Annotated in this window: 19 protein-coding genes and 3 tRNA genes; 16 read left to right on the forward strand and 6 right to left on the reverse strand. The window is 35.8% G+C overall.

Going from position 1 to position 19,499, the window contains the following annotated elements; translation table 11 throughout:
- Nucleotides 1-160 precede the first annotated feature (160 nt).
- The 14 genes from QPK98_RS04885 (at nt 161) to QPK98_RS04950 (ending at nt 10,393) form a co-directional block, all read left to right on the forward strand.
- Nucleotides 161-1,255, forward strand: coding sequence for an AI-2E family transporter (locus QPK98_RS04885; RefSeq protein WP_310991935.1), 1,095 nt, complete (start codon nt 161-163; stop codon nt 1,253-1,255).
- Nucleotides 1,256-2,428 (forward strand): THUMP-like domain-containing protein, encoded by a 1,173-nt coding sequence (locus QPK98_RS04890; protein WP_310991936.1) that lies wholly within the window; start codon nt 1,256-1,258, stop codon nt 2,426-2,428.
- Nucleotides 2,429-2,477: 49 nt separating this feature from the next.
- On the forward strand, nt 2,478-2,618 hold the full coding sequence (locus QPK98_RS04895; RefSeq protein WP_435373088.1) for a transposase: 141 nt from the start codon (nt 2,478-2,480) through the stop codon (nt 2,616-2,618).
- Between the two features lie 65 nt (nt 2,619-2,683).
- A complete protein-coding gene (locus QPK98_RS04900) occupies nt 2,684-3,040 on the forward strand; it encodes a hypothetical protein (protein ID WP_310991937.1) in 357 nt (118 codons plus the stop codon).
- Nucleotides 3,041-3,380: 340 nt separating this feature from the next.
- Complete coding sequence (locus QPK98_RS04905; protein WP_310991938.1) at nt 3,381-4,691, forward strand: tyrosine-type recombinase/integrase; 1,311 nt, start codon at nt 3,381-3,383, stop codon at nt 4,689-4,691.
- The gene (locus tag QPK98_RS04910; RefSeq protein ID WP_310991939.1) at nt 4,688-5,416 is read left to right on the forward strand and encodes a hypothetical protein; all 729 of its coding nucleotides are present in this window, start codon (nt 4,688-4,690) and stop codon (nt 5,414-5,416) included. The genes QPK98_RS04905 and QPK98_RS04910 overlap by 4 nt, the downstream gene beginning before the upstream one ends.
- 114 nt (nt 5,417-5,530) lie before the next feature.
- Nucleotides 5,531-5,860: a helix-turn-helix domain-containing protein gene (locus tag QPK98_RS04915; protein ID WP_310991941.1), complete on the forward strand. Its 330-nt coding sequence runs from the start codon at nt 5,531-5,533 to the stop codon at nt 5,858-5,860.
- Nucleotides 5,861-5,864: 4 nt separating this feature from the next.
- Nucleotides 5,865-6,188, forward strand: a complete 324-nt coding sequence (locus QPK98_RS04920; protein ID WP_310991942.1) for a hypothetical protein — start codon at nt 5,865-5,867, stop codon at nt 6,186-6,188.
- Entirely contained in the window at nt 6,188-8,602 is a 2,415-nt protein-coding gene (locus QPK98_RS04925; RefSeq protein WP_310991943.1) for a hypothetical protein, read from the forward strand. Before QPK98_RS04920 ends, QPK98_RS04925 begins: the two co-directional genes overlap by 1 nt.
- Nucleotides 8,603-8,727: 125 nt before the next feature.
- Entirely contained in the window at nt 8,728-9,054 is a 327-nt protein-coding gene (locus tag QPK98_RS04930) for a hypothetical protein (RefSeq protein WP_310991944.1), read from the forward strand.
- Between the two features lie 2 nt (nt 9,055-9,056).
- A complete protein-coding gene (locus tag QPK98_RS04935) occupies nt 9,057-9,221 on the forward strand; it encodes a hypothetical protein (protein ID WP_310991946.1) in 165 nt (54 codons plus the stop codon).
- A 119-nt stretch (nt 9,222-9,340) separates the two neighbouring features.
- Entirely contained in the window at nt 9,341-9,913 is a 573-nt protein-coding gene (locus QPK98_RS04940; RefSeq protein ID WP_310991947.1) for a hypothetical protein, read from the forward strand.
- Nucleotides 9,914-9,946: 33 nt separating this feature from the next.
- Nucleotides 9,947-10,183 carry a hypothetical protein gene (locus QPK98_RS04945; RefSeq protein ID WP_310991948.1) on the forward strand — a complete coding sequence of 79 codons (237 nt, stop codon included), beginning with the start codon at nt 9,947-9,949 and terminating at the stop codon, nt 10,181-10,183.
- Between the two features lie 3 nt (nt 10,184-10,186).
- Nucleotides 10,187-10,393 carry a hypothetical protein gene (locus tag QPK98_RS04950; RefSeq protein ID WP_310991949.1) on the forward strand — a complete coding sequence of 69 codons (207 nt, stop codon included), beginning with the start codon at nt 10,187-10,189 and terminating at the stop codon, nt 10,391-10,393.
- Nucleotides 10,394-10,543: 150 nt separating this feature from the next.
- On the opposite strand, the gene QPK98_RS04955 is transcribed toward QPK98_RS04950, so the two are convergent.
- The 4 genes from QPK98_RS04955 to QPK98_RS04970 form a co-directional block, all read right to left on the reverse strand.
- Nucleotides 10,544-10,617, reverse strand: a tRNA-Arg gene (locus tag QPK98_RS04955).
- Between the two features lie 148 nt (nt 10,618-10,765).
- Nucleotides 10,766-10,840: transfer RNA gene (locus QPK98_RS04960), tRNA-Pro, on the reverse strand.
- 178 nt (nt 10,841-11,018) lie between these two features.
- A tRNA-Ser gene (locus QPK98_RS04965) sits at nt 11,019-11,102 on the reverse strand.
- 151 nt (nt 11,103-11,253) lie between these two features.
- The gene (locus QPK98_RS04970; RefSeq protein ID WP_310991950.1) at nt 11,254-13,299 is read right to left on the reverse strand and encodes an HD family phosphohydrolase; all 2,046 of its coding nucleotides are present in this window, start codon (nt 13,297-13,299) and stop codon (nt 11,254-11,256) included.
- 130 nt (nt 13,300-13,429) lie between these two features.
- Between QPK98_RS04970 and QPK98_RS04975 the strand changes: the two genes are divergently transcribed.
- Together QPK98_RS04975 and QPK98_RS04980 are read left to right on the forward strand one after the other, a co-directional pair.
- Nucleotides 13,430-14,608, forward strand: a complete 1,179-nt coding sequence (locus tag QPK98_RS04975; protein WP_310991951.1) for an acetyl-CoA C-acyltransferase — start codon at nt 13,430-13,432, stop codon at nt 14,606-14,608.
- A gap of 37 nt (nt 14,609-14,645) precedes the next feature.
- Nucleotides 14,646-15,395 (forward strand): C40 family peptidase, encoded by a 750-nt coding sequence (locus QPK98_RS04980; RefSeq protein ID WP_310991953.1) that lies wholly within the window; start codon nt 14,646-14,648, stop codon nt 15,393-15,395.
- Between the two features lie 75 nt (nt 15,396-15,470).
- On the opposite strand, the gene QPK98_RS04985 is transcribed toward QPK98_RS04980, so the two are convergent.
- Together QPK98_RS04985 and gyrA are read right to left on the reverse strand one after the other, a co-directional pair.
- Complete coding sequence (locus QPK98_RS04985; RefSeq protein ID WP_310991954.1) at nt 15,471-16,730, reverse strand: tetratricopeptide repeat protein; 1,260 nt, start codon at nt 16,728-16,730, stop codon at nt 15,471-15,473.
- Nucleotides 16,731-16,740: 10 nt separating this feature from the next.
- Nucleotides 16,741-19,275: a DNA gyrase subunit A gene (gene gyrA, locus QPK98_RS04990; protein WP_310991955.1), complete on the reverse strand. Its 2,535-nt coding sequence runs from the start codon at nt 19,273-19,275 to the stop codon at nt 16,741-16,743.
- Between the last annotated feature and the right edge of the window lie 224 nt (nt 19,276-19,499).

The raw sequence follows: 19,499 nt of genomic DNA on the forward strand, positions 1-19,499 counted from the left end.
TCTTATATCTTAGTCGGACACGACTAGTTTTTTATAATAACTACGGTAAGTTATTAGTGTTACAAGGTTGAGCTACGGGTAAATGCTTACAATGCACGGCTACCGTTAGGGTTAACATAATTTTGAATCTTTGTAAATTGGAATATCTTATATTTACGCTGTGAAAACTTCTGCAAAAGCAATAACCATAGGAATATTAAAAGCATTAGCCGTTGTGGTTGGCGTTTTGATCTTACTTTGGTTTTTATACCAAATTCAGGCTTTGATTCTGTTTATTGGGCTAGCCATTGTCCTTTCTTTAATTGGCCGGCCTGTTGTACTGTTTTTAAAAAATAAATTAAAATTTAGAAACACTATTGCATCCGTTGTAACCCTCCTATTGATTATTGGTGCCATAAGCTTGCTGCTCAGTATTTTTATTCCGGTGCTCATTGAACAAGGAAAGCATATTTCTCAAATAGATTTTGAACAAGTTAAGCAAGACTTAAATGAACTCAACATACAAGCAAGTGATTATTTAGGCGTTGATCACTTTCAGCTGGTTGAAGCTGTAAAACGCTCTACTTGGGTTGAAAATTTTGATTCTGAGATCATTCCAAGTTTTATAGATATTTTCTTTAGAAGTTTTACGGGTACAATTATTGGAATTTTTTCTGTTTTGTTTATTTCTTTTTTTCTGTTGCGAGATGAGTACCTCGTGGCACGATCTGTGCTTGTATTTTCAAACAAAGGCGACGAAGCCAGGTTTAAGCGTATTCTAATAAAAATAAACGAGCTGCTCTCGCGATACTTTATTGGTTTACTCCTGCAGATTTCAATATTAGCACTTTTTTATGCCGTATTATTGCTTTACTTAGATGTAAACGATGCCATTGCAGTTGCTTTAATTTGTGCTTTTTTAAATATTGTACCTTATCTTGGGCCTATTATTGGTTGGGTATTAATGCTGCTTGTAATAGTATCAAACAATCTTGGCGCCGATTTTTCTACAGGCCTTCTCCCCTTGCTTTCAATTGCGACAGCCGGTTATTCCGTAGCTCAAATATTTGACAATTTTATAACCCAACCGGTAATTTTTGGGCATAGTGTTCGCTCCCACCCCTTAGAAATTTTTATGGTAATATTGATAGGTGGCTTTGTTTTCGGAATTCCGGGAATGATTCTCGCCGTACCAACTTACACGGCAATAAAAGTAATTGCAAAAGAGTTTCTTTCAGAATATAAGGTCGTTAAAGGCCTTACTAAAAACCTCTAATTGATAAACAAAGCACTATTACATACTGAAGTTCAAGATTTCATTAAAAATTTTGAAGGCGATCTTTCAAAACTAGCTTTTTCTGGAAGTCCTTTTCCAAAAGTTGCTATTCAAGAATTGCTGCAACAAATTGAAAGTAGAAGAAAGATTAAAAAGAAACTCCCTACATGGTTTGCCGCTTCCAATATACTATTCCCTCCAAAATTAAACTTAGAGCAGACTTCTTCTGAAACAACAGCCCAATACAAGGCTAATTTAGTTGATGGTGAAACTTTAGCCGATATTACAGGAGGTTTTGGCGTTGACGGTTTTTTCTTTTCTGAAAAATTTTCAGCCGTACATCATTTTGAAATCAACCCTACGCTTTCTCAAATAGCACAACACAACTTTAAAGTTCTAAATAAACCAAATGTGCATTGTTCTGCTGAAGATGGTTTAAGTAAAGTTCTAAATAATAAATACAGCGTTATTTATGCAGATCCTTCCCGACGTCACGATAGCAAGGGTAAAGTTTTCTTTTTAAACGACTGTCAACCCAATATTCCGGAGCATATTTCAGAAATACTTGAAAACAGTCAACTATTCCTTCTGAAAACCTCTCCTATGTTAGACATATCTGTAGGCCTACAAGAGCTTCGCAATGTTATGGAAATTCATGTTGTAGCTGTAGAAAACGAAGTTAAGGAGTTACTGTGGCTGCTTAAAAATGGCACTGAGAACCCATTGCAAGTTAAGACAGTCAATTTTACAAAGTCAAGAATAGAGCAATTCAATTTTCATTGGAATGAAACAGCCGAAACAACCTACAGTGCACCCCAGAAGTATCTATACGAACCCAATGCGGCCATTTTAAAAAGTGGTGCTTTCCATTTGCTTTCAAATCAATTAAAACTCAACAAACTCCATAAAAACACACATCTTTATACAAGTGAAACTCTAATTAATTTCCCAGGGCGAAGATTTCGGATTGAAGATGTGGTTCCGTACACAAAATCTGAAATGCGTGCAGCACTCACCTTCAAAAAAGCGAACATTACTACCCGAAATTTTCCAGAGACCGTAGCAAAGCTTCGCAAAAAATGGAAAATTGCAGATGGTGGAGCTGTTTATTTGTTTTTTATAACAAATCTGGAAGGAAAAAAGGAAATGCTGGTTTGCTCAAAAGTTTTTTAGTGTTTATTCTAGCACAACAATTGTTCTTGATCTAATACATTACCAAAACATACTGAACTATTTTGACAATAGAAGTACCAATGCCTCAGCAGAGTCGTTTGATGCTAAAATAAAAGCTTTCAGAACACAATTTAGAGGTGTTAGAAATATAGAATTTTTCCTTTTTAGATTAACCACAATCTTTGCATAAACACAACAATTGTTCTTGATCCGTTTTTTTGTATATTGAAACCTTAACCATTAAAACATACAATTATGAAAAGATTTCTTATTTCAACTGTTATTTTATCTCTATTCGCTTTAAGTAGTGGTTTTTCACAAACCGTTAACGATGTTCCGTTAAAGGATATTGATGTTAAATACATTCAAATTGTAGGAACAAGTAGAATGATGAGCAATAAAGTAAATATTGATATTGATTTTGGACAAGAGAATAAATTTTTTAGTTCTAAAGAAACACAAGTAAAAGACGAAAACGGCAAACAGTTAACTTTTAATTCAATGATTGATGCACTTAATTTTTTTGCAAAATATAGCTACGAGTTTGAAAGTGCTTATTCTCTTAGTTCAGGCAACCAAAGTGTTTATCATTTTTTGCTAAAAAAGGAGTAAAAGCGGCATCCAAAAACCTTATGTGTGCAGTTTGTGTGCAAAACCAAAAACAATAAAACCTCAATTATCTAATTAACAGATGATTGAGGTTTTTGAATGTGATCGCAGAAGGATTCGAACCTTCGACCGCCTGCTTAGAAGGCATAAAATACACTATCTTTTCATTATTACTTTATTATACTTTCTTTCCTAAAACCCTGTAAAGATAGGCTATTAAGCATTTAAACACATTTGTTTGTTAATATCTTTTACACGTTCATTGCGTTATTTCATAGGTACATTATAGGTACATTGATATTTTAGGCTTATTTTTGTGTTACTATCATTAAAAGCCTTTAAAATGGATTATTCAATTACTTACACCCTGCACAAGCAAAGACCAAGAAAAAACGGAAAGTATTTTGTCCGTTTACAAGTTGTGGCACAAGGAAAACAAAAACGCTATCCAACGGAATTTGAATATAGTGAGGACGAATATAATTTAATAATCAATCCAGACAATAGAGGAAAAAATAGAGAAAAACGGGAACAGCTGGAAGTACTGGTATCAGATGCAAAAGCGAAAGCAAAAACTTTAAAGCCGTTCACTATTGAAGCATTTGAAAAAGTAATGTATGGGAAAGCTGGAAACACTTCTTTATTAAATGTGGCATATTCTGAAACTATCAATTCATTATTAGAAAGAAAAAAGATAGGAACTGCCAACACCTACGAGTTAAGCGAAAAGTCTATAATTGATTTTATAGCGTTTCAACTTAGTATTTCGGACGAAACACGAAAAGACGAAAAGAATAAAAAAGAAGCGGAGAAACTAAATAAGGAATACAAGAAACTTACATTTCAGAATATAACACCCGCTTGGCTTCAAAGCTATGAAGATTTTATGATCAATAGAGGTAGGAGTTCAGCTACTGTGAGTATGTATTTAAGATGTTTGCGAGCCTTGTTTAATACTGCAATAAATAACGAGGTGCAAGGTATTGTTTATCCATTCAGAAAATATAAAGGAGAGAAAAACAAATATCAAATTCCCAAAGCCCAAGCAGTAAAAAAAGCGTTAACCAAAGAACAGTTATCGGTATTATTTGAAGCCGAAGCACTAACACCAGAGCAAGCGAAAGCCAAAGATTTTTGGTTTTTTTCTTATGCCTGCAACGGAATGAATGTAAAGGATATTGCAAATTTAAAGTATAGCGATTTTGACGAAGATAGTTTTTCATTTTATAGAGCAAAAACAGTTACAACCGTATCGACAAAAAAGAAAATAAAAGTTTATTTGAATGACTTCACACGTGCTATCATAGAGAAATACGGAAGTGATAATTCCAAACCTAACAATTTAGTATTTGATATTATTTTAAAAAGTGATCCCGCAGATGTTCAGCATAAAAAAATAAGTAATTTCAATTGTTTCATATCGCAGAACCTTAAAAAGCTATGCAAGGAAATAGGACTACCAAAAGAGATTTCGGCATACTGGGCACGCCATAGCTGGGCGACCATTGCCCACAATGAGGACAATATCCCTTTAAAAACTATTATGGAAAGTTTAGGACACGAAAATATTCAGACTACGCAAAACTACTTAAATAGTTTCCCGGATAAGGAAAAAAAGGAATACGCAAATAATATAATGAACTTTAAAAGATGAAAGACTACAAACTTATCCCAGATAAAGAAACCTTTGATATTACCAAAACTATTATGGTGATGACTTCGGAGAGATTTTTAAATTATACAGAAGACCTCTTTTATACAAATAGAGAAGAATATTTTTATCAACATCCCGAGAAAAGCGAAATTTCATTTTTAAAAGATGAATTGAAATTCTTTGAGCAAGAAATGAGTATAATAAAAAAACAAAAAACTTTATTGCTTTGGAATATTGAAAGATTTTATTCAGAAGATGACTTAGATAATGAATATGATTTTTGGCAAAATATAGATAATACTATGTTGCGAAACATTGATTTTATTAAACAAAAAATTGTAACAGAAAACGGACTTAATGTACAGGTTAAAATTGAAGACCTTTTTTTAGAACAAAATGAATTAACTCCTGGAATATCAATTGAAGAGGTTTATAATCACTTCAAAGTTTTGATTGAACCAACCGACAAGGGAACGTATTATCTATCTTACGAACAGCTTTATTTATTTATAAAATCTACCTTTATAGATAAGCAACCAGTAAAACAAAATTTCAAATACATTAAATATAAAAAAGATGTGAGAAGAATATTCCGTGCCTTTTTAGATAAATATGAGAAGAGGGAAAAAGGAAATACAACCTTAATAAAACAAAAATATTTTGACATTATGGATAAAGGTTTTTACGGATTCAACATAACAGATTATAAAGAATTTCACAGGTGAAAACCTAAAGATTGATTGACCAATACTAAAAACCCACCGAACAACCCTAAGCGATTTAAACCCCTTCATAACCGTAATACATTGCCTTCAATATTAATTTAAAGTATTGAAAAGATGAGTATTACATTAGAAAATTTACCTTCGGAATTTGAACAATTTAGAGAAGAGTTTAGAAGATTCCTAAACCTATTTGAAAACAAACTACAACCCGAAGAGCCGCAAGAAGATTTGCCGCTGACAATTAAAGAAGCTTCAAAAATTGTTGGTTACACCGTTCCTACTTTATACGGTTATTGTCAAAGAAATGCGATCCCCTACCACAAGAAAAACAATCGTTTATTTTTCTTTAAGTCTGAACTTATAGACTGGATTAAACAATCCAAGATTAAGACCAGAGCGGAAATAAAAGAAGAGGTTCACACTTACTTAACTCCAAAAAAATAACGCTATGAAAAGGAAAAACCCACATAGCGTTAAAAGTGTTTTAGGCGACACAAAGCGCAGTAAAGATAAGAAAATACAGGATGCAAAGCAACTTTATAAAATCCTGTATAAGAAGCCGATAAGCCGTAGAATGGCAGCCACGTATTTAGGTTATCCCGATATGACGTTTATGGTAACACAGGATGTTATTGATATGATCGAGAGCGGAACAGCTCAAGTAGTTGGACAAATAAGATGCACACGTTCCAAAAGGCTTGTAGAAGCTGTTACAACCAATCCCAAGTATTTCAAGAGTAGATTTAATAACAAACTTCAAACTTTTGAGTAATGGGTTTACAGGCTTCACAAAAAGCCTTTATTTCTCATTATATTAAACTGGATTTTTTCAATGATAGCAAACTGGATGCGGACATACAAAACCGCATTTCAGATGAGAGTGAAATTAACTTTCAAATTGCATTGGGGAACATTCAGGGCGACAACAAAGATAGTAAAGGCACAAATTTTTCGGAATTGACATTGTTAGCAATGGCGTATTTCTATGAGCGTATATTTCCAAAAAACGCAATTAGCGATGCGGTTTATACTGTGGAGGGCGTTAAAGGTTTCTTTGATGCGTGTAACCTTACTAATTACACCGCTATTTATGAAATTGATACTACATACTACAAATTAAAAGATACCGCCTTATTTAACGCCTGTTACCTTGTGATTCAATCGGCTTGGTTTTTTAATTCTGAACATTTCGGAAGGCATCAGCATATAACGTACGTTAACCATTACGCCCAATATCAAAAGAAGCTACCAGAGAGCCAGTACCGCTATGATATTGAATACTTGCATAAGAAATATAAAGAAGTAGATGAGAAAGAGATAAAAGGTGTTTATGGGTTTAAAATGGTTGAGCGATGGCATTACTTGATTCTGTTTTTGATTTGCAAAGAACTTGATTTGCCAACCAATCATTTTAAGATTAGCGAAAAGCGATTTCGAGAATATAACCCACTTGTGAAATGTTCCCGAATGCTTCGAGGGATAACACCATTTAAAATTGTGGATTGCGATATTAAAAGTGCCTTTCCTTCATTTATTGATTTTGCTATAAATGCAGATAAACGGCACAAGGTGTATTCAACCCTTCAAGAAAACCACAACATAAGCCGATCCGAAGCGAAGGTACTTTTTAACAAGTGGTGCAATAGTGGTAAATACAAAACGGTTCTGCAAACAAAAAACTTTCTCATTTCCTGTGGGTATTCAGAAAGTGAGTGTACTATCATTACAGGGCTTACACATTCTAAAAATCCTTTGTTTTATGATTTTATGTGTGAGTATGAAAAAAGGTACATTGATTTATTTATGAATGAAAATGCTTATTTGAAAGGTGGAAGGCTTCACGATGGAGTTATATTTATCGACAAGAAAACAAAACCTATTCAATCCATTTTTGATGATAAATGCGTGTTTGGTTTTGACGAACTAAACAAACCTATCTATTCAAATACTTTCGGTTATTCAAATAAGCGTTTATCCTTCGCCTATATTTCAAGTGTACCACCAACGACAAAAGAAAATTATATGCCGATGGTTCGTAAACAGATATTAACCTATCCAAAAGCAATTGGGGATGCGACCGGGTTTCGATTCTATGCCGAGAAATACGAATATATTTCGGCATCCTTCAATATTGTGGAAAGATGCAGTTTTGATGATTTTGTGAATAATTGTATAGAGATGATTTCAACACTTCACTATCTAAATGGAGAACCAATTTCAAAAATGCAGTTGTTTTTAATCCTTTCCCACATTCGCCAGAATAGCAATGTAATATTTAACCTTAGATACTTGTTTCGGGAGCTTGTGAAACACTTACACCGCAAAGATGATATTATGATACAATCACGAGATTTTGAAACAATAGAGAACCTTAAATTTAGAAAACGGATTGATTTCTTAAATGCTTTGAATAATGCGAGGGGAACAGTCAACAAAAAATTAAGAATGAAACAGTTGTTCCAGATGCTGAAAACAAGATTTACAAATGGCAATTTCTCATTTATTGAATTTAAAATGAACGGTAAAGCCAAAACAAACGAATTTATAAAGTGTATTATATTGAGAATTAATGAGTTAACAACAGGAAGGAAGCGTAAACCCTATGCTCAAACAGATAAAAACTACCCTCTTTATAGTAATATGTATAAAGAGGGTGTAAGTTATGTTGTTGAGCATCATAAAAAGGCAAATACAACCCGATTGGCACAAAGAAAAATACAGGTTTACGAAAGGGAATTATTAAAGATTAATCGTCTAATCAATAATAGAGAAATAGCACTTCAATATATTTTTATTCTTGGCGAAGTGGTGGGCGTTCATCCAGATGTTAGCATCAAAAGAGATAATAGTATCATAGAAGCTGAAAAGGCGTATTTAATGGAACAATATTCAGGGAGTGATTATAAGACCATAAAACAAGGCGCAAAGGCTTTTAATAGGGAGTACGTTCCAAAAACACCAAAAGAGATTGAAGGACATATTCCCAAGCTGGAAGACTTTAATACCTCGTTGGAGCATAGCGCATTTAATATTGAGATAGAGCAAGCTCACAACCGAGGGGAACAATTCTTTCAAGAGTATTTAAGGTTTCACAAAATAGATTTAAGTCAAAAAGAAGTTAAGGAAGTAAAAAACAAGAAAATAGAAGTAGTATTTCCAAAGATTGATTTTGATGAATGGGACTAACTACTATAAACAAAAACTATAAATAAATAAATGTTGATAAGTTTTAACAATTAAGCACCTAAAAAATAGGCTAAATCAGTGATAACCAATATCTTTAAGACGTTAAACTAACATAAAGTAACGTAATGGCATTTACAACAAAAACAGCATCCAAAGCGGGGAAAAAGTCAACACGTGCAGGCGTGCCGAATAAAACAACCCAGCAAATGAAAGACGTAATGGGTGCATTTATTGAAAGTAAAATTGACGATCTTGAAACGATATTTGAGCAGTTAGAGCCTAATGACAAGATTAACGCCATTATAAAGATGTTGCCGTATTTAATGCCTAAGCAATCCCAGATGAAAATGGAAGCTACGCACAAGCAGGAAGCACAGCAATTGGACTACTCAAAGCTATCAGATGATGAGTTACATTTTATCGTGGGAATATACGACAAACAAAAAGTTTAAAGATGTACGAACTACCAAAAGGATTAAAAAAGAGACTGGCAAAGGAACTGGACAACGCACCCAATAAGGCAACGCTACACGGTGCAATATCAAAAGAAATATTTCCAGACCTAACACGCACCGCCTTACTAATTGGCGACAAATTAAATTTATACAGTTATGAGTGAATATAAGAGAAACAAAGACGGACAAGTCTATCGTACTGGAAAGAAAGTACCAGCAGTAAAAGTAAAAACAGGTAAAAAAGTACCAGCAGTAAAAGTTAAATAATTAAAAACAAAAAGCGATGAGTAAGATTTTACTAAAAACAAACGAGAACAAAATTAAACAGATTAAGAAGCAAGCAGAAACGGGAGTAAAGAAATTAAATATATTAATTGAGAAAGCCGAAACAGTTTGCAAAACCACTTTTAACAAAGAGGAGCGGGATAATATCAGAGATAAGGGAATGGCTTTTATCTTAGAATATTTCAAACCAAATTTTCCCTTTCCAGATGCAGATGATAAACTAAACTTTCAAACGTTGGGAATTGATTTAAAGCCGTTAAATGAGTACGTACGGTACAATCTTCCAATTTGGCGAGATTACCCAATAGAGCAGACCGAAAGCGGAGAGTTTGAGTTAGTGGCAGAACCTGTACAGATTCAAAAGTGTTATACCTATGCCGAAACGGAACGCCAAGTAAAAGCGTATAATTTAGGCGTTAAGATTAGCGACTTATTAAATGAAGCAATAGCAGAAAATTATATTCCAGAGCGTGAAGCGTACAAACTTATTTTGTTTGGCGATATTTTAACGGCTAACACTTCACAAAATAGAATTATACCAAATGGGGAGCGTATAGCAAAAATGAAGTAACACCAACAAAACCGAATAAACAATATCAATATAATGAAGGCAGGCAGACCAAAAGGAAGTAAAAACAAGGCAACCGCTGAAGTACGGGAAAAGTTTAAGGAATTAGTGGAAAACAACCTTTCCACGTTCCAAGATGACTTGGACACGCTACAACCTTATGAGCGTTTAACAATAGTTATGCAGTTAGCGAAGTTTGTGCTACCTACTTTAAAGGCGACCGAGTTAACAACCGATTCAGATAGAGTTATCGAAATTAGTTTAAAAGATTAAATTATGGTAGTGCGTCTTCATTCCATAGCTGAACTAATCGAGTTTATAAGAAACACCGAGTTAGCACCCGATCAATTAAAAACGCTACTTGCTAAAGGTTATCATTTCTATATTTATGGGAATGAAGACAAAGACGAAATAATATCTTTTTTAGAAAAATATAAAGATTCAGAACGTTTGCCGTTATTTATGGCAGATTTGAAAATTTAATAATATTAGCCGTTTGGGGCTTTCAACCCGTCATTCTTATACTCATCGAATGGCGGGTTTTTTTTATTATCTCTTATCTACATAGGTACAAAATAGGTACATACAAAAAAACGGCTAACACATTTAAGCGTTAACCGCTTGATTATCAAGTGATCGCAGAAGGATTCGAACCTTCGACCGCCTGCTTAGAAGGCAGGTGCTCTATCCAGCTGAGCTATGCGACCATTAACATTATTTATTTAAACTCTCCTTTATAACCGTCCCGAACTTGCTTCGGGATGCGCTATCTTCCCAAAAACCACTGGGAGAACCTTAAAACAATTGTCATTTAAAAATAAAAAAGCCGAACAATCTTTAATTGTCCGGCTTTTGTCGGGGTGGCAGGATTCGAACCTGCGACCTCCTGCTCCCAAAGCAGGCGCGATAACCGGGCTACGCTACACCCCGAAGTACTTTCAACTCCTTACGATTTGTTTACCTATGACCTTCCCGAAGCAAGTTCGAGACGCGATAAACGGGCTACGCTACACCCTAAAAAAGTTATTTAAAACTCTATCAATACTAAACATTAAAAACAGAATCTAAATCCGGCAACTTAGAGGCTATATTTGTTTTTATGTCAATGCGGAGAGACAGGGACTCGAACCCTGGCGACGGTTGCCCGTCGACAGATTAGCAATCTGCTCCGTTACCACTCCGGCACCTCTCCAATTTCTTTATGAACGTGCATCCTGAAATGCGAGTGCAAATATAGATTTATTAATGATATAAGCCAAAGAAAAAGACAAGGTTTTTTAAATAAAATATGAGACTTCTAATTATGAGGATCTTACAATCCAAAAAAAAAGAACAAAACACAGTTATTCGGGGTACTCAACCCGTAAGTGATAGATATTGTTCAATTTCTTCTTTAATACTTTCTTGATCATTTCAATTTCCTTGAAGGTGATATCTGCATTTAAAAACTGACCTTGCGCCATTTGGTTGTTGACTATCTTTTCAACAAATTCATCAATAATTGTAGAAGAGGGTTCCTTTAAACTCTTACTCGCTGCTTCAACGCTATCTGCCATCATCAATATTGCAGTCTCCTTTGAAAAAGGAATGGGGCCGGGATACATAAAATCTTCTTTATTGGCCTCTCCATGCTGCTCTTTCTCCTTGCTGTAAAAATAATACACCAAACTAGTACCGTGGTGGGTTCGTATAAAATCAATAACACGATCGGGCAGATTGTTCTTTCTTGCTATCTCTATTCCCTTTATAACGTGGTTTATAATAATCTTGGCGCTTTCCTTTGGGTCCAGTTCGTTATGCGAGTTAATTGAATTAGCCTGGTTTTCGGTAAACATAGTAGGGTTAAGCATTTTACCAACATCATGGTATAAGGCTCCTACCCTAACCAACATGCTATTTGCGCCTATTTCGTTTGCAGAAGTTTCTGCTAAATTCGCCACGTTTAATGAATGGTGAAAAGTTCCTGGGGCCTTATTTGATAGCTCCTTTAATAATTTAGAATTAGTATCACTGAGTTCCAATAAAGAAACATCTGAGACCAAACCGAATATTTTTTCATAAAAATAAATTAAAGGATGTGCAAAAAGTGTTGCTAAACCACAGAGTATAAAATATTGAAAGTTCTGCCATTCCATTGTTTGAAGGTTTCCTTCCTGAATAACATAAAATGCAAAATAGCCAAGAATATAAATCAAGGTTATTTGTCCTACGGAAATAAACAGGTTGGCTCTTTTATACAATTCTGAAACGGTAAGAACAGTTACAATCCCAGCGATAAACTGCAGAAACATATATTCAAAGCTATTGGGAACAATAAAACCAAGCAACAGAACGGTTAGCACATGCACAAATAAGCCCACACGCGCATCAAAAAAAGCTTTTAATATAAGTGGTAAAATACAAATGGGCACTACATAAACATAGTCTGCATGAACCTTTACCACGAGTGTAGTAAGGAAAACCATCAAGAATATGTTGAAAAAAATAAAAGTAACCTTTGTGTTGTTGTTATAAATATAAGGTCTGTAGTTTTTCAGAAACAGAAAGAGCATCAAAAACACCAGCATAACCAGCATTGCATACCCTACCAACAACCACATGTAGTTATTCTTACTCCATATTTGGCTATCGAATTCTGCCTTTAAAGAGTTTAAAATTTGGAATTTATCGCCTTCAACAACTTCTCCCTTTGCAATAATCCGTCCGCCTTTTTCTATGACGCCGCGATTTGGGTTTAACGCGTTTATTTCGGCATTAATAGCTGTTTCAGTTAACTTTGAATTGAGCTTTACGTTTGGTCGAAACTCTGTTTTTAAGGCATTGTAAAGCAAAGCTTGAACATCTTCAACATTATTTTTCTCTACAAGATCTCTAACTTTTTTGTTGAGATTGTCTTTTTTGAAGATTTGTGAATAAGTTCGTTCTTCAATTTCGTTACCTTTTTTTAAATAAATTAGCTTATCGCCGTCATAGCCGTGAATTTCGTCTGTAACACCATTTTTATAAGCATTAGTTAAAAATGCTTCTCCCAGCCTCTCAACACTTCTCTTAGATGTATTGTAAAGACTGTCAATATATTGTAAATTTAAGTTGTTTTTAAAACTTTTAACAACCTGGTTTTTTACATCACTATTGTATTCAAAATATGGAATTGCATTTGCCCTAATCTCTTTTCGTTCCTTTATAAGAGTGTCTTCATGCTTCTTTATAGTGAAACTGAAAGGTGCATAAAGGTTTTCATATTGCCAGGGTTTCCCCTTTTGAAAGTTATATTTAAATTGTCCACCTTTCGGAAAAAAATAAATAACCAATAGCGTAGCGAATATGAAAAGAAAAACCTTATAAATAAGGGACTGGTTTTTTGCAAAAAATGAAAAAAGGTTCTTCATAAGCTTATAACATATAGTAAAGGTATAAATAAGGAACGAGTTATCCCAAAACCATTACCTGCAAAGATTGATATTTAAGTTAGAAATACGTAATTTCGCTGTCGTTATTTTAAATTTAAAAACACGAGTAATGAGCAATAAAGTAGTTATAGTATCCGCAGTGAGAACCCCAATAGGCAGTTTTATGGGAAGCCTTTCTTCATTAACCGCGGCCCAGTTAGGATCGGCGGCAATAAAAGGTTCTTTAGAAAAGATTAATCTTGACCCAAATTTGGTGCAAGAAGTATATATGGGCAATGTGGTACAAGCTGGTGTAGGGCAAGCTCCTGCACGGCAAGCTGCTTTAGGTGCTGGATTGTCTGAAAATGTTCCGGCAACAACGGTTAACAAGGTTTGTGCTTCAGGGATGAAAGCGGTTATGCAAGCCACTCAAGCTATTGCGCTTGGCGATGCCGATATAGTTGTGGCAGGAGGAATGGAAAGTATGAGCAACATTCCGCATTACCTTCATTTGCGCAAAGGCAAAAAATTTGGCCCAGCATCTATGATAGACGGAATGCAAAAAGACGGTTTGGTAGATGCGTATGATCAAAATGCCATGGGGACCTGTGCCGATTTATGTGCTACCGAATACGAGTTTTCTCGTGAAGACCAAGACGCATTTGCTGTAAAATCTTATGAACGTTCTGCAAAAGCTTGGGCAGATGGAAAGTTTGATGAAGAAGTTGTTCCAGTAGAAGTGCCACAACGTCGTGGCGAACCTGTGGTGGTTTCTGAAGATGAAGAGTTTAAGAATGTAAGAATGGATAAAATTTCTTCATTGCGACCGGCATTTTCAAAAGATGGAACGGCTACTGCAGCAAACTCCTCTACAATAAACGATGGCGCAGGAGCTATGATTTTAATGAGCGAAGCAAAGGCGAAAGAATTAGGTTTAACTCCATTGGCTTACATTAAAGGCTATGCCGATGCAGCCCAAGAGCCAAAATGGTTTACAACCGCTCCAGCTAAAGCCCTTCCAAAAGCAATTGCTAAGGCAGGTATTGACATTAAAGATGTTGACTTTTTTGAGTTTAACGAAGCTTTTTCTGTTGTTGGACTCGCCAATATGAAAATACTGAACCTTGATGACAGCAATGTTAACGTAAACGGTGGCGCTGTTTCTTTAGGTCACCCCCTGGGTTGTAGTGGAGTTCGAATTTTGATAACACTTCTTAATGTTTTAAAACAAAACGACGCCAAAATAGGTGCAGCAGCAATTTGTAATGGCGGTGGCGGTGCCTCTGCAATGGTAATTGAAAACGCCTAAGTACTACTTCTTAACTACCATTATCAATAATTTCTAGATGGATTACGGTATCTGTAATTTGAGTATTGTCCCTGTTAGAGCAGAAGCTTCTGATATGAGCGAAATGGTGACGCAGGTACTTTACGGCGAGCATTTCAAAGTTTTGGAAAGCCGGAAAAAATGGAGCCGTATTCGTTTGGCATTTGATAATTATGAAGGTTGGATAGACAACAAGCAATACTACCGAATTTCTGAAGAAGACTACGTGGGCTTTGAAAACAAAGAAGCTATGCTTTCTTCAGATTTGGTAGATTTTGTTACAGCCCCAGACAAGCAATTGTTTTCAATCTGTTTGGGAAGTACCGTATCGGCTTCGAAATATTTACAGCATACGTTTGAAGGGAAATTTTTGTCTAAAACACTTCCGAAGAAAAAAATAATTGAAACAGCCCTACTTTACTTAAATAGTCCGTATTTATGGGGCGGAAAAACTCCGTTCGGAATAGACTGTAGCGGTTTTACGCAAATGGTCTATAAACTTAACGGACACAGATTACTACGGGATGCAAGCCAACAAGCTACACAAGGTGAAGCCTTGAGTTTTATTGAAGAAAGTGAGCCTGGCGATTTAGCGTTTTTTGACAATGAAGAGGGAAGCATAACCCACGTAGGCATTATTATGGAGGATAATTATATTATTCACGCCCACGGAAAAGTACGCATTGACAGACTAGACCACAGCGGTATTTTTAATTATGAGATGCGGAATCACACCCATAAACTTCGTGTTATAAAGCGAATTTTTTAATCGAACAGATTGCTTTTAAAAACTAAAAAACCCCTGATAGCTCAGGGGTTTTGTTATTAATTATGGATGTAAATATTATCCTTGCGTTTCTAATGTTTCAAGCTTAGCTTTCATTTGCTTAAACATTGCCTCATCACCAATTTGACCGTACATATTCATTAAAGTTCGTACAACCTCTCTATTATTTGGATCAAGCTGAAGTGCTTTTTCTAGATAAGGTAGGGTTTCGGTATAAAGATCTTTTCGCTCCTGCTTTAGTGCATCATACTTTTTATTATCTGCTGCTGAGTTTCCTAAACTATTCATTTCTTTTACAAGCTCATTTTCACCTGAAAGCTTTAAAACGGCTAAGTTAATCAAGGCTCCTTGATAATCTGGTTTTAACTCTAAGGCCTGCTTATAATACTCAATAGCTTTTTCTTTATTTCCAATCTCTGCGCTTCCAACACCAAGGTTAAAATAAATTTCAGGGTTATCTGGATCTGAAGCTACAATTTCATTCATCAATTCATTGTATCGTTCAATATCCCCCATTTTATAGCTCATATCTGCGTCTGCACGAATAAGATAGATATCGTTTGGGTTTTCAGCTCGCGCTTCTTTCATTAGTTGAACCGCTTTTTCATTATCACCCTGCTCAATATAAATTAAGGTCAAGTTACGAAGAATCTCTCCTTTTTTAGATTCGGTTACTTGGGTTTCAGGCTTAATAAATTGACCAGATTTAACGGCCATATTTCTAACGTTTTCACTTTCAAAAGCTTCTACTTCACCAGTTTCTTTATTTGTAGCTACAAATTCTTCGGTTTCTCCCGTATAACCAGCATCTATCAGCATATTATAATATTTTGTGGCGGTATCATAATCCTGACTATTTACTGAATTAGCTGCCGCAAAGTATAAATCTGATAGATCATTAGAAGCCAAATAGCTCGTGTAAAGCTTTTGAGTGGCCATTTCATAACGCTGTGCTTTTTGGTCGGCAACCGCGCTGTTTATCAATGCTGCTCGCAAGTTTTGTATTTGCGGTGCCAATTGCTCTTCCACCTTTGGGTCTAGCGTCTTAGCCTCGGCAAAGGCTGAAGCTGCTCCTTTTAATTTTGCAAAATCATTTCCAGCTGAACCTAAAAGCGCTTTACCCCTTGCAGCGTAAAACTGTGCTTTCATATCATTATCTACGGAGCCAATCATTGTCTCTGCCTCATTTAGATAATCTAGAGCTTCATTGTAATCGTTAGATTTCAAAGCTTTTTCTGCTTTTCTGATCTCTCTTTTCTGACCAAATGAAATTGCAGATACAAACGCAAGCCCTGTTATTAAAATTCTTGTTTTCATGTGTTAAAATTTATTCGTTATTTTCGGTTTGAGTTTCATCAGTATCAAGAGTAGTGCCATCATTGCTTTCAGCGTTAATTTCAGCATCAATTTCTATTTCATCTTCGTCTTCTTTCATTGCTTTCGCAACAGCTGCAATGGCGTCATCTTCTCTTACTTTTATTAAGCGAACCCCTTGGGTAGCACGCCCCATAACACGCAAATCTGACACTGCCATCCGTATAGCAATTCCTGATTTGTTGATAATCATTAGATCATCTTCATCGGTTACGTTTTTAATGGCGACTAATTTACCGGTTTTTTCTGTAATATTAATGGTTTTCACTCCTTTTCCGCCTCTATTGGTAACTCGATAGTCATCAATTAAGGACCTTTTTCCGTATCCGTTTTCTGAAACCACAAGTATATCAGAATCTCCTGGGTTTACCGCAATCATTCCTACAACTTCGTCATTATCATCTCCCAATCTAATACCGCGCACACCAGATGCGTTTCTTCCCATTGGTCTTGTTTTTTCTTCTTCAAAACGAATTGCTTTTCCGGAGCGTACGGCAAGCATTACTTCACTATCACCAGTGGTAAGTTTTGCTTCAAGCAGTTCATCATCATCTCTAATTGTTATGGCATTAATACCATTGGTTCGTGGTCTAGAATATTGTTCTAAAGATGTTTTCTTAACCTGTCCTTTTTTGGTAGCCATAATAACGTAATGACTATTTATATATTCCTCATCTTTTAAGTCTTGTGTACAAATAAATGCCTTTACCTTATCATCTGGATCAATGTTTATTAGATTCTGAATGGCTCTTCCTTTTGAAGTTCTTGTGCCTTCTGGAATTTCAAAAACACGCATCCAGAAACATTTTCCTTTTTGGGTAAAGAAAATCATATACTGATGATTGGTACCTACAAATAGGTATTCCAAGAAATCTTCATTACGCGTAGATGAAGCTTTTTGGCCTACTCCACCTCTATTCTGAGTTTTGTATTCTGAAAGGGATGTACGTTTTATATAACCCGCATGCGAAATGGTTAACACCACTTGTTCATCGGCAATTAAATCTGTTATACTAACATCGCCTCCTGCATATTCAATAGTAGAGCGTCGCTCATCGCCGTATTTACCGCGAATTTCCTCTAGCTCTTCTTTAATAATTTGCATTCTACGGTCCTTATTAGCAAGTATCTCTTTGTAATCCTGAATTGTTTTCATCAATTCTTCATACTCAGATCGTAGTTTATCTTGCTCCAGCCCTGTTAATTGGCGTAGGCGCATTTCTACAATAGCCTTGGCTTGAATTTCGGAAAGTTCAAAGGCTTCAATTAAGCGCTCTCTTGCCTCCTCTGCGTTGGAGGAAGCACGAATTAAACGAATTACTTCATCAATATTATCAGAAGCAATAATTAATCCTTCCAAAATATGGGCGCGCTCCTCAGCTTTGCGAAGTAAATACTCCGTACGGCGCACTACAACCTCGTGGCGGTGTTCCACAAAATAATGAATTAACTCTTTTAAGTTGAGCATTTGCGGCCTACCGTTTACAAGCGCAATATTATTTACACTAAAACTAGATTGTAACGCAGTGTACTTATATAAGGTGTTTAAAACGATATTGGGAACGGCATCTCGTTTCAAGATGTAAACAATCCGCATTCCCTTTCTATCACTTTCGTCGCGAATGTTGGCAATGCCATCAATTTTTTTATCATTTACCATATCAGCGGTCTTTTTAATCATGTCCGCCTTGTTTACTTGATATGGAATTTCAGTAACAACAATACATTCTCTTCCTTTAATTTCTTCAAAGGTTGCTCTTGCACGCATTACAACACGGCCACGACCGGTGTGAAACGCCTCGCGAACGCCTTCATAGCCATAAATAACACCACCCGTAGGAAAATCCGGTGCTTTTATGTGCTGCATTAACCCATCAATGTCTATATCATTATCCTCTATATAGGCGATGGTACCATTTACCACCTCAGTAAGGTTGTGCGGGGGCATATTAGTTGCCATACCTACGGCAATACCAGAAGCTCCATTAATCAACAAACCTGGAACCCTTGTTGGCAGTACGGTAGGTTCTTTTAAGGTATCATCAAAATTAAGTTGGTGATCTACGGTATCTTTATCAATATCGGCCAGCATTTCTTCCGAAATTTTCTGCATACGTGCCTCAGTATATCGCATTGCCGCGGGGCTATCGCCATCTACAGAACCAAAGTTACCTTGGCCATCAACCAAAAGGTAACGCAAGCTCCATTCTTGGGCCATCCGCACCATGGCATCATATACTGAAGTATCGCCATGAGGGTGATACTTACCCAGTACCTCTCCTACGATTCTTGCGGACTTTTTATGCGAGCCCGTCGCGCGTATTCCCAATTCATGCATGCCGTACAAAACCCTTCTATGTACAGGTTTCATTCCGTCGCGCACATCTGGCAGCGCACGTGACACTATGACCGACATCGAATAATCGATGTAGGCAGATTTCATTTCATCTTCAATGTTTATAGGGATCAATTTCTCACCTTCCGTCATAAAAAATAAATTTATTTGTCGTTGTTAAACTAATGAAGCAAGATACATCTTTTTGTAGGCTTAACAGGGTTTTTACACGGTTTTATTCGGTTTTTTATTAACAAATTATAGGGGGTGAATCGTTAATAAGTATATAGATTAATCCTTTGCGTTCCCCTATATATTTTGTCCTTTTACTAAAATGAATTCAAAGAGGAACAGTTTTTGTCCTATTTTGGTTAATT

It is taken from the genome of Aequorivita marina, from assembly GCF_031631895.2.
Lineage (GTDB): Bacteria > Bacteroidota > Bacteroidia > Flavobacteriales > Flavobacteriaceae > Aequorivita > Aequorivita marina.